Raw genomic sequence first — 11,425 nt, 5'->3', positions numbered from 1 at the left:
TTACGGCGAGAAAATCAAAAAGCTCAACTCTCGCTTACCGAAGCCTAAATAAATCCTCACCACATGTATTAGCACGAATAATATTGATCTTAATCCAATACAGCAAGTTACAAAATTGAAATTTAGCTTTTCTGGTCAATCTACCTGAGGTTCATATTCCTGAAAAACTAATTCACTTTCACTCATCTCAGCTCGACGCAGTAGCTGATTGAAGTCTTGCCGCTGTATGCGTATTTCTAGACAAGCTTGACCACTCTCCGTAAATGTTTCGGCAACAACTGCACCCGCCTCATAAAATAATGCTCTTAATCGCCCTTGCTTACTTTCAATCAGTAAGCGCTGATGAATCAGATCTTCTGCCATCAACTCAGCAACAGAATCAAGAAGCAACTCTATGCCGTCTCCAGTGTTTGCAGAAACCCAAACGCGACTAGGCCTACCTTCCTCATCTCGGTCAACCCTAGGTTGGCGACCCTCTAACAAGTCAAGCTTGTTATACACCTGAAGTACCTGAATTTCATGAGCACCAATTTCTTCAAGCACAAGTTTAACCTGCTCTATATTTTCGAGACGGTTATCATCGTCACAGTCGATCACATGCAGCAGCAAATTTGCACTGCAGGTTTCTTCAAGTGTCGCTCTAAAAGACTCCACCAACTTATGGGGTAAGTGCCTAATAAACCCCACTGTATCGACCAGTATAACGGGGCCAACATCGGGCAGTTCTACCCGCCGCAGCGTTGGGTCTAACGTTGCAAACAATAAGTCTGCCGCATAGACACTCGATTCAGTTATACGGTTAAATAGTGTCGATTTGCCTGCGTTGGTATAACCAACCAAGGAAATAGTCGGTATATCTGCACGTACACGCGCACGCCTACCCTGGTCTCGCTGTTTACGAACCTTATCTAAGCGCTTATTAATTGATTTAATTCTGGCTCTCAGTAGGCGGCGATCAGTTTCAAGCTGGGTCTCACCCGGCCCCCGCATACCAATCCCCCCTTTCTGTCTTTCTAGGTGGGTCCAGCCTCGAATCAAACGCGTAGACATATGCTCAAGCTGAGCTAACTCAACTTGAAGCTTACCTTCGTGAGTTCTTGCTCGTTGAGCAAAAATATCAAGAATAACCCCTGTACGATCTATAACTCGACATTGCAGAGCTGCTTCTATATTACGTTCTTGGCTTGGTGATAACGAATGATTAAAAAGAACAACGTCAGCATCGTAAATTTCGACGGCTTGACGCACCTCCTCAAGCTTTCCTTCGCCCACGAAATATCGTGGACTAGGATGTCCTCTTGAACCCTCAATTAAAGTCATCGGCTCTACACCCGCTGACCTGACTAATTCTTTAAACTCTTGAGGGTCTTCGCGCTCACGATCGGACGTAAAATCCAGGTGAACCAATACCGCTCGTTCACCCGTATCCGGACGTTCAAACAAATTGATTATTTCCTATTTTAGGTGTTTCCTTCGCCTTCTTCAGCTGGGTTTGCTGGAGCTAAGCGAACATTTCTAGCGGGAACAACCGTAGAAATTGCATGTTTATAAACCATCTGACTCACAGTGTTCTTCAACAAAATAACGAACTGGTCAAATGACTCTATTTGTCCTTGTAATTTAATGCCGTTCACCAGGAAAATGGATACTGGAATGCGCTCCTTGCGCAATGCATTTAAATAAGGGTCTTGTAGTGAGTGCCCTTTCGACATCTCTAATCTCCTGTTTTTATGTTTAATTCTTCCTTCAGTCTGCAAAAGACAAACTAAAATTGTTTAAAGCGTTTCAAGTTATAATACTAAATGGTGGCAGAGTGTACTATTTTCAATACCTTGGCAAGCAATTCCGGATCTTCTGACTCAAACCAATTCAAATTTGGCCATCGCCTCAACCAAGTTATTTGTCTCTTTGCTAGCTGTCGAGTTGCAATAACGCCGCGCTCAACCATTTCATCATAGCTGAGTTTTCCGTCTAGGTACTCCCAAACTTGCCTATAACCCACACATCGCATAGAGGGCATTGATAAATTCAGTTTGCCAGATTGATGCAGCCCCTCAACCTCTTCAACAAAACCGTTATTTAACATCTGTTTAAATCGTAGCGCAATTCTTTCGTGGAGAGTGGAGCGTTCTTTTGGTGATACTGCAATATTTATCGCATTATACGATAAAGCACTAAAAGTGTCGCTCTCCCAATTAGTGTAATGCGCTTCGATATTCTGTCCAGTTTCTTGCTTTTCTTTTAACGCGGCTTGATCTGCCCAAAAATCTGTTAATGTCTTGCCTGATATTTCAAAAACCTCAAGTGCTCGCTGCAAGCGCTGTGGATCATTCGGGTGTATTCGATCGGCCGAAACGGGGTCTATCTTTGCCAGCTTTTGGTGCATGTACCCCCACCCTTTTTCGTTGGCTTCATCCAACAATTTCTGTCTTATGACGGGATCTGCAGAGGGTAGCGTTGCAAGCCCTTGATCCAACGCCTTAAAGTACATCATTGTCCCCCCCACGAGTAAAGGGATACGGCCTTTTTCGATAATAGCCGCCATCTCTTTAAGCGCATCCTCTCTAAATTGTGCAGCGGAGTATGATCCTGCTGGGTCGCAGACATTAATCAAACGATGAGGTGCCTCTTTTAATACCTCCGCTTCCGGCTTGGCTGTACCAATATCCATCCCCCGATACACCAATGCTGAGTCCACACTAATGATATCGCACGGCAACGCTTTAGTGAGTGCAACCGCTAAATCTGTTTTACCTGATGCGGTTGGCCCCATAAGGTAAATAACCAGAGGCTTTTTGTTTTGATCAGTGCTACTCATTAACGCCCTCGCAGGAAGAGTTTATCGAGCTCAGACATGGTGACTAACGTCCATGTTGGACGCCCATGATTACACTGGCCACTACGCTCTGTCGCCTCCATATCGCGAAGTAATGCATTCATTTCTGGAATTGTTAACTGCCTGTTTGCTCGCACTGAGCCGTGGCAAGCCATTGTGCCCATCATTTCATTCGCGAGCGCCTCCACCCGATCACTCGTGCCGTGCTCGGTGACGTCCGAGATCACATCTCTAACGAGCTGCTCACTATCCGCATCTCGTAAAAAAGCAGGCACTTGCCGAACAACGAGTGACTCAGGCCCAATACGCTCAATCTGCAACCCTAACTTGAGAAAGGCATCTTTAAACTCTTCTGCAACTGAAGCCTCTCGCTGGCTAACTGCGATAGTCACAGGCACCAACAGCGGCTGAGCTTTAACCCCTTGTGCATAATACGCCTGCTTCATTCGCTCATAGGTAATACGCTCGTGAGCAGCATGCATATCGACCACAATCATCCCTTTTGAGCTTTGGGATAAAATGTAAATACCGTGTAGTTGGGCAATAGCATATCCCAAAGGCGGTTCAAGCTGATCAGGGTCGGCCATTTCTTGCGAATATTGCACTTGAGAAGGCAACCCTTGAGATGTCGCCCCCACACCATTAGCTGAATTATTAACAGGATGAAGCGCGCCATAGCCAGATATCTGATCTTGTATTTGGGATGCCGTAACAGAATCCCTTAATGGCATCGCTGACTGCGCACCATAGGACGGCATCATCGCCCCCGCCTCAGTCATTGAAACAGCACCCTGACCTGAGCCGGGGATCAACGACCCGGGTGTAACACCCGCAGAACTCTCAAGATGCCCTGCATTATTTAAATTCATGCGATCATCAGGCCTAACATCTGCTAATGCTTTATGCAGACTTCGAAAGATAAAGTCGTGAACTAAACGACCATCTCGAAACCGAACTTCATGCTTAGTAGGGTGCACATTCACATCAACATTAGCAGGATCAAGCTCTAAATAGAGTACAAAAGCCGAGTGCCGCCCATGATAAAGCACATCACGATAAGCCTGTTTAACCGCATGGGCCACCAGTCGATCACGTATTACTCGCCCATTAACAAAAAAATACTGAAGATCAGCCTGACTTCTAGAAAACGTCGGCAGTGCAACCCACCCCCAAAGCTTCAACCCTGATGCATCAACATCAATAACCACCGAGTTTTCCATAAACTGCGAGCCACACAAGGCTGCTATTCGGCGCTCTTTATCTTGCATTGAAGCCGCTGGGCGGAGTGAATGAATGGTACGTTGATTATGACGAAGCGAAAAGCCGACTTCAAAACGGCTGAGCGCTTGTCGCTTAACAACCTCTTCAAGGTGTCCAAACTCAGTCTTTTCTGTTCTAAGAAATTTGCGCCTAGCAGGTGTATTAAAAAAAAGGTCTCGCACCTCGACCGTTGCGCCTTCTGGGTGAGCAGCTGGGCTTACTTTGGCGTCCATATCCCGACCTTCTGCTTCTACTTTCCACGCACCTTCAGCACTTGCTTCTTGCTGAATAAGCGGAGCAGCATCTTCTGCAGAAACATTGCTACCATTTGCACGAGGACGGGATGTCAGTGATAGCCGCGAAACAGAGCTAATACTCGCTAGCGCCTCTCCACGAAACCCTAGCGTAGCCACCGCCTCTAAGTCATCTAGCGTATCTATTTTGCTGGTTGCATGCCGACTTAGCGCCAGCGGCAGGTCATCTTGTGCGATGCCCGTACCGTTATCTCGAATTCTAATGAGTTTGATACCGCCATTTTCAACCTCGATATCAACCCTACGCGCCCCTGCGTCCAAAGAGTTTTCTAACAGTTCTTTTACAACTGATGCCGGCCGTTCGACCACTTCCCCTGCCGCTATCTGGTTAGCCAAACGGGGAGATAATTTATGTATTCGACTCATTATGGGTAATATATCCTACGCCGCTTCACACGGCGTATTGAAAATTTAAGATGCGGGAATACGAATGACTTGACCAATTTTTACATGATCTGATCGCAAACTGTTCTCTTTTCTTAATTGACTAACAGTAACCTGGTTGCGTTTCGCTATCCCCGAAAGGGTATCCCCTCGTTGAATTTTATACTGCTTCGGACTATTAGCCTGCCCGCTGTATTGCTGATAAGAGAGTAATGTTCCAGGCGGGGGCGTTGTTTTAAAGTGCGTATCCAACCCCCGATAAATCGCATTTGCCATTTTCTTCTGATACTTTCTAGTTTTCAAGCGACTAGCCTCAACAGGATTCGATATAAAACCAGTCTCAACCAAAATTGACGGAATATCTGGGGATTTAAGCACCACAAAGCCTGCTTGCTCAACGCGTTTCTTATGCAACCGCGTCATTCCGCCCATGGCTTTCAATACATGATTCCCCACCCCTAGACTGGCATTCAAGCTTGCTGTCATCGACAAATCAAGCAACACACCCGCTAGCACATCATCTTTGTCATCCAGACTAACGCCTCCCACACCACCAATTAAATCGGCACTATTCTCTTTTTGTGCAAGCCAACGAGCAGCTTCACTGGTTGCACCGCGCTTAGACAGTGCATATACTGAGGCGCCACTTGCCTGAGGCTTATTAAAAGCATCAGCATGTATCGACACTAACAAATCTGCATTGTGCTTTCTTGCAACCCCTGTACGCTGCCGAAGCCCCACATAGTAATCACCATCACGCGTCATTTCTGCCTTCATACCCCGCTGACTACCTACCAGTGCTTTCAACTCCTTTGATATTGCCAGTACAACATCTTTTTCTCTCACTCTTCCTGGACCAAGCGCGCCAGGATCTTCACCTCCATGCCCAGCATCTATGACTACGACAATATCTCTTTTCTGATGCTGACTATCAACCGATCGCACGACTTTAGGTGCTTGTTGTGTTTTCTCATGCTCATATAGATCAATAACCAATCGGTTACCATACTGCTCATTCGGCTTTAATAAAAAGCTTTTTGGTTCTACCTGTCTTGCTACATCAAGTACAACTCGCAAATCACGTTTATTTCTAACCGCCGAGCGAATTCGCTTAATTGGACTTCCCGCCAACGGCAAGTCAGACAAGTCGGTGAGCAGTTTAACGTTACTCATATCCACTACAATTCGATTCGGGCTACTCATGCTAAATAGCGTGTGCTCAACCCCAGAGGTGATCTCAAAAACCAACCGAGTGTGATCGGGTGCAGGCCAAACCCTTGCATTAGTAACATTTGCAGCATGCGAAACAGAGACAATGCCTAGCCATAACACGCCTAGTATCACTATAAAATATGCACTTGTTTTATGTTTACGTGCACTCATCAACTTCACACCACTTAACAACAAAACATACAACCTTATGTCAGACCTTCAGTAAGCCGCACAGCAATCGCTTCACCATGCACTGTATTAGTTTTCCAACGCACTACTCGCCCCACCCCATCTAAGGCAAACATCACCTCAATATCAGCTTTAGGCAAAATCCCCTTCCCTTTTTCTGGCCATTCAATAATAACCAACGCCTGCTCATCTAAGTAATCCCTTATCCCCATAAACTCAAGCTCTTCCGGGTCGCCCAATCGATAAAGATCAAAGTGATAAACCATCCCCTCTTTCAGCTCATAAGGTTCGACCAGTGTGTAGGTAGGGCTTTTAACGGTTCCTTGATGGCCAAGTGCATTCAACACGCCTCGGCACATCGTTGTTTTACCCATACCAAGGTCACCATGCAAAAAAATGATCCCTGAGCCTGCACACGCTTTTGCCAAACATCCACCAAACGCAATAGTTTCAGCTTCACTTTCTAATATCGCACTGTGCCTATCTTGACCTAGCTTTACATCACCTAACAACAGATCAACCCTACCTTTACTTAAAATTTCATTTTAATGCGTGCATTCTAACAGTTCAAAGCCCAATAAATGAACGTTATTCATTTATTTCAATACGATTAATCACTTGTCATACCACCCTCAATAATTGAGGTATTGCAGCCAACACATCCGAAGCCAACAAACTATATTCACCTACCGATAAGCGTGCCAGATTTGCCGACTCACCATGCAATGTTACCGCTGCAGGCCCTACCATCATCGAGTCGATATTCTTTTGCGCAAGCAAGCCACCTAATATGCCGCTTAATACATCCCCCATGCCACCGCTTGCCATACCAGGGTTACCCGTATTAGCTAACCAAGTCGCCTTTTCATTCCCTTGTGGCTCTACAGCAATTAATGTCCCCGCCCCCTTGAGTATGATGGTTCCACCATATTTCTGTTGCAATTCAGTCGCCGCCTGAAACCGGTTTCGCTCAATCGTTTCAATTGAGCAGTTTAACAGCCTAGCAGCTTCTCCTGGATGGGGCGTTAATATCCAGTTATGCCGTGATTCAGGGTTCAACTTAGCTAACAGATTTAACGCGTCAGCATCCACAATCATCGGTTTATTAGTATGCATCACCGCTTGAAATAGCTGCTGACCCCAAGCCGCTTGACCCAATCCCGGACCGATTACAACAACATCAACACCATCAATCATACTTCCAAGATATTGGGCAATATCGATACCTTGAGCCATAATTTCAGGTTGGCGCGCGATAAACGCTGAAACATGGGCTGGTCGAGTCGCCACATATACCAAACCTGCTCCCACACGGCATGCAGCTTCAGCTGCCATTAGCGCAGCACCTGCCATCCCATGATCACCGCCAATGACAAGCACACGGCCATAAATGCCTTTATGAGCGGCTCTCTGCCGTTTGGGTAATTTAGCCTCAAACTCACGCCAGTCCGCCCTTAAGCAGCAGGGATTAATTCGCGTTAAGACGGTTTCAGGAACCCCTAGCGAGTCATATTTCAACACTCCCACTACGTTAGGCCCTTCGCCTGTTAATAACCCTTGCTTTAGGCCAATAAACGTTATGGTGCGTTGAGCCTTAACGGCGCACCCCAGCACTCGCCCTGTATCACTACAAAGCCCTGACGGAATATCAACCGCAAAAACAGGCCTGCCTAACAAGTTAATCGCACTGATAGCACTCGCATAGCCACCCCGTACATCACCTATCAACCCAGTACCCAGTAGACAATCAACTATGAGCGCCCCTTGAACCTGTAGACCCACCTGCCAAGCCATAATAGTGAGCGATGAAAATACATCCAGCTGCTGCAACCAAGCCCAAGCCTCAGCGGCTTCGCCGCTTAACGACTCCGTATCCGCCAACAAAATAACCTCGACAGAGAGCCCTTTTTGGGCTGCCAAGCCCGCAATAACAAGCCCATCGCCACCATTATTGCCACCTCCACAAAAAACCGACAAAGACGGCGTCTCCGGCCATAGACGCAGCATCATACGAAAAGCAGCCTTACCCGCTTGCTTCATCAAATCAAACCCATTAATCGGCATGGTCTCCATGGCCAGTCGATCGAGTGCTCGCACCTGCTTAGCCGTGTACAGCTCTCGAGGAAGAGCCTTATCTTCAAAAGGCGATAATGGCGATTTTAACGCTCTATTCATATCGTAAACTGTCGTATAATACTCAACCAAGTTAACTTATTGATTCAATTGAAACCCTGAACCAATAGCCGAAAAAAATACTAATACTGTTAAGGATAAGATAATAAACTGCTTAAAGATTACCCTTTAGACTACTGTTAATAATAGCAAACAGTAAGAAAAAGATCATTTTATAAACAATTTTTAATATAAAGGATAAAACCCGTTGAATATACCTCCAACCACACCCACGGCCCGCGAAAAGAACCCGTCAGATGACGAGTTTCAATCGCTTGCTGCAAATATAAAGGCGTGGGCGCGAGAGTTAGGCTTTCAACAAGTCGGCATTACGGACGTTGACCCAGGGGAGCATGAACAACGCTTCATTCAATGGTTGGAAAATAAGTACCAAGGCGATATGGATTACATGGGCAAGCACGGCAGCAAGCGCTATCACCCAGACCAACTCGTCGAAGAAACCTCGCGTGTTATTTCACTTCGAATGGACTACCTGCCGGAAGATAGCAGGATGATTGAAGTCTTAAAAGATAAGAACAAAGGCTATATTTCTCGGTATACGTTAGGACGCGATTATCACAAGCTTATTCGAAAAAGACTTAACCTACTCACACAAAAAATTAACGAGGCCATGTCTGGCTTTTACTTTCGGGCGTTTGTTGACAGCGCGCCAGTACTAGAGCGGGCATTTGCCCAAAAAAGCGGGCTCGGTTGGTTTGGAAAAAGCTCGATGATCATCAATCGCCAAGCCGGTACTTATTTTTTCCTGGGCGAGATATTTACCAACATCCCACTGCCTCTAGACCCGCCCTACGAGAAAGATCACTGCGGGCAGTGCACGGAATGCCTCGACAAGTGCCCTACTAATGCATTTGTATCACCCTATGTTCTAGATGCTCGACGCTGTATATCTTATTTAACTATCGAATTAAAAGGGGCTATTCCTGAAGAGTTAAGGCCCATGATGGGGAATCGCATTTTTGGTTGTGATGACTGCCAGCTTGTATGCCCGTGGAACCGATTCTCAAAATCATCTCAAGAAACTGATTTTACGCCTCGACACCAATTCACAGCCCCCGATCTTATTGACCTATTTAACTGGGATGAACCTACATTCCTTAAACTTACAGAAGGGTCTGCTATTCGCCGTGCAGGCTACGAAAGCTGGTTACGGAATATCGCGATTGCCCTCGGCAATGCACCTAGTTCAGAAAAAATTATTAATGCGCTAAAAGAAAAACAAGATCACCCATCCAATATCGTTAAAGAGCATGTCGAATGGGCACTGAAGCAGCATGAAAGTAAATTACAGCTTATCGATATTACACCTAAAGCTTAAAAAAGTGCTCACGATAATGGTGCAACTCACCAATAGACTCACGGATATCATCAAGGGCTAAGTGAACACCTTTCTTTTTAAAGCTGCTAGCCACCTCTGGTTTCCAACGCCGTGCTAACTCTTTAACCGTACTAACATCTAGATTTCGATAATGAAAAAAAGCCTCAAGCTCTTTCATATACTTCACTAAGAACCGACGATCCTGCCCAATACTATTACCACAAAGCGGTGAAACACCTTTATCGACGTAATGTGCGATGAATTCAATCGTTTGTCGCTCTGCTTCAGCCTCGCTCACCCGACTCTCTTTAACCCGCTGCGTCAATCCAGTAGCACCGTGTGTTTTGGTACACCACTCATCCATCTGAGCCAAGACGCTATCTGGCTGATGCACGGCAATTACAGGACCTTCGGCCAATATATTTAAATCTGCATCGGTGATAATGGTTGCTATCTCAATGATGCGATCAACGTCTGGCTCTAAGCCCGTCATTTCTAGGTCAATCCACACTAAATTTTCATTTCTAGCCATAAAATTTCCTTTATCAGCCATCAAAAGCTGCTAATCATCTGTAAATCCAATATCATAGAGTCATATTAGCAGTTATTTACAGTGCTCCAAATAAAAGAAAGGTCTCTTAGAGAATATGGCCAAACGAAAGCTCAACAGACGACAGCAATGGCGTGTAGAAAAAGTACAAGAAGAACGTACGATTCGCGCCCAAAAACGCGAACGCGATATTAGCCGACAATTACAAGCAGGTGACTTAAGCGAAGAGCAAGAAGGGATCGTCATCGCCCATTTTGGCCAACTCCTGAATATTGAAGCGCTCGAAGGTGAAGACAAAGGCGAGATTCACAGCTGTCATGTTAGAGCTAATATTGAATCTCTAGTGACGGGCGATCGTGTTATTTGGCGTGCAGGAAAAGACCTCACCGGCGTCATTGAAGCCAGACTTGAACGACAAACCATTCTCCAACGCCCAGACAACTTCGGCAACCTTAAACCTGTTGCAGCCAACATTGACTACATTGTTATTGTCATTGCACCTGAACCCGAACCCTTTCAAGGCTTGGTAGATCGATACATTGTTGCCGCTGAAACTGTTGGCATTCCACCCGTCATTCTGCTTAACAAAACAGACTTGCTGACCGATGAAAACCGAAAACCCATTGATGACATGATGGCGCTATATGAGTCATTGGGCTATCACACAATAAGAGCCTCCGTTAAATCATCTACTGGGGATGATAGCAACAAAGGTATGTCTGAACTCCTAGATTGGCTCGACCAGCACACCAGCGTCTTTGTAGGTCAATCAGGCGTAGGTAAGTCATCGTTAATCCAAGCCCTACTACCCGAGCATGATATTAGAGTCGGCGCACTTTCTGAAAACACTCGTAAAGGCACCCACACGACCACCACCGCTAAGCTATTTCATTTGCCAAGCGGAGGTGATCTTGTCGACTCTCCAGGTATTCGAGAGTTTGGTTTGTGGCATATCGGAGAGCAAGAGCTGCTTGAGGGCTTTATTGAGTTTCGTCCGCACCTTGGATTTTGTCGCTTTAGGGACTGCCACCATGAAAAAGAACCTAAGTGCGCCATACTCGCAGCCGTTGAAAGCGGTGAAATTTCTGAAAGACGAATGGACAGCTACAGGCGTATTAAGCATGCAATAGCAGACCAAAATGCTAGAGGCTTGATGCTTAGGGATTAAT

Annotated in this window: 10 protein-coding genes; 2 read left to right on the top strand and 8 right to left on the bottom strand. The window is 45.9% G+C overall.

The genetic code is table 11. From position 1 onward, the window contains the following. Positions 1-135 precede the first annotated feature (135 nt). The 7 genes from hflX to NKI27_RS04355 form a co-directional block, all read right to left on the bottom strand. Positions 136-1,443 carry a ribosome rescue GTPase HflX gene (gene hflX, locus NKI27_RS04385; protein WP_265048476.1) on the bottom strand — a complete coding sequence of 436 codons (1,308 nt, stop codon included), beginning with the start codon at positions 1,441-1,443 and terminating at the stop codon, positions 136-138. Between the two features lie 17 nt (positions 1,444-1,460). Next, a complete protein-coding gene (gene hfq, locus NKI27_RS04380) occupies positions 1,461-1,712 on the bottom strand; it encodes an RNA chaperone Hfq (protein ID WP_250654990.1) in 252 nt (83 codons plus the stop codon). Positions 1,713-1,798: 86 nt separating this feature from the next. After that, on the bottom strand, positions 1,799-2,818 hold the full coding sequence (gene miaA, locus NKI27_RS04375) for a tRNA (adenosine(37)-N6)-dimethylallyltransferase MiaA (RefSeq protein WP_265048475.1): 1,020 nt from the start codon (positions 2,816-2,818) through the stop codon (positions 1,799-1,801). Next, positions 2,818-4,776 (bottom strand): DNA mismatch repair endonuclease MutL, encoded by a 1,959-nt coding sequence (gene mutL, locus NKI27_RS04370; protein ID WP_265048474.1) that lies wholly within the window; start codon positions 4,774-4,776, stop codon positions 2,818-2,820. The genes miaA and mutL overlap by 1 nt, the downstream gene beginning before the upstream one ends. A 45-nt stretch (positions 4,777-4,821) precedes the next feature. Continuing rightward, positions 4,822-6,177 carry an N-acetylmuramoyl-L-alanine amidase gene (locus tag NKI27_RS04365; RefSeq protein ID WP_265048473.1) on the bottom strand — a complete coding sequence of 452 codons (1,356 nt, stop codon included), beginning with the start codon at positions 6,175-6,177 and terminating at the stop codon, positions 4,822-4,824. A 35-nt stretch (positions 6,178-6,212) separates the two neighbouring features. Continuing rightward, positions 6,213-6,707: a tRNA (adenosine(37)-N6)-threonylcarbamoyltransferase complex ATPase subunit type 1 TsaE gene (gene tsaE / locus NKI27_RS04360; protein ID WP_265048472.1), complete on the bottom strand. Its 495-nt coding sequence runs from the start codon at positions 6,705-6,707 to the stop codon at positions 6,213-6,215. A gap of 109 nt (positions 6,708-6,816) precedes the next feature. After that, entirely contained in the window at positions 6,817-8,370 is a 1,554-nt protein-coding gene (locus NKI27_RS04355; RefSeq protein WP_265048471.1) for an NAD(P)H-hydrate dehydratase, read from the bottom strand. Positions 8,371-8,575: 205 nt separating this feature from the next. Between NKI27_RS04355 and queG the strand changes: the two genes are divergently transcribed. Further along, complete coding sequence (gene queG, locus NKI27_RS04350) at positions 8,576-9,706, top strand: tRNA epoxyqueuosine(34) reductase QueG (protein WP_265048470.1); 1,131 nt, start codon at positions 8,576-8,578, stop codon at positions 9,704-9,706. On the opposite strand, the gene orn is transcribed toward queG, so the two are convergent. Then, positions 9,696-10,238, bottom strand: coding sequence for an oligoribonuclease (gene orn, locus NKI27_RS04345; RefSeq protein WP_265048469.1), 543 nt, complete (start codon positions 10,236-10,238; stop codon positions 9,696-9,698). The genes queG and orn overlap by 11 nt on opposite strands. A gap of 115 nt (positions 10,239-10,353) precedes the next feature. On the opposite strand from orn, the gene rsgA reads away from it, so the two are divergent. Continuing rightward, positions 10,354-11,424, top strand: a complete 1,071-nt coding sequence (gene rsgA / locus NKI27_RS04340; protein WP_265048468.1) for a small ribosomal subunit biogenesis GTPase RsgA — start codon at positions 10,354-10,356, stop codon at positions 11,422-11,424. Position 11,425 lies beyond the last annotated feature (1 nt).

The organism is Alkalimarinus alittae (assembly GCF_026016465.1).
Classification (GTDB): Bacteria; Pseudomonadota; Gammaproteobacteria; order Pseudomonadales; family Oleiphilaceae; genus Alkalimarinus; species Alkalimarinus alittae.
Note: the sequence above shows the minus strand (reverse complement) of the source record. Positions and strands in the feature narration are given on the sequence as shown.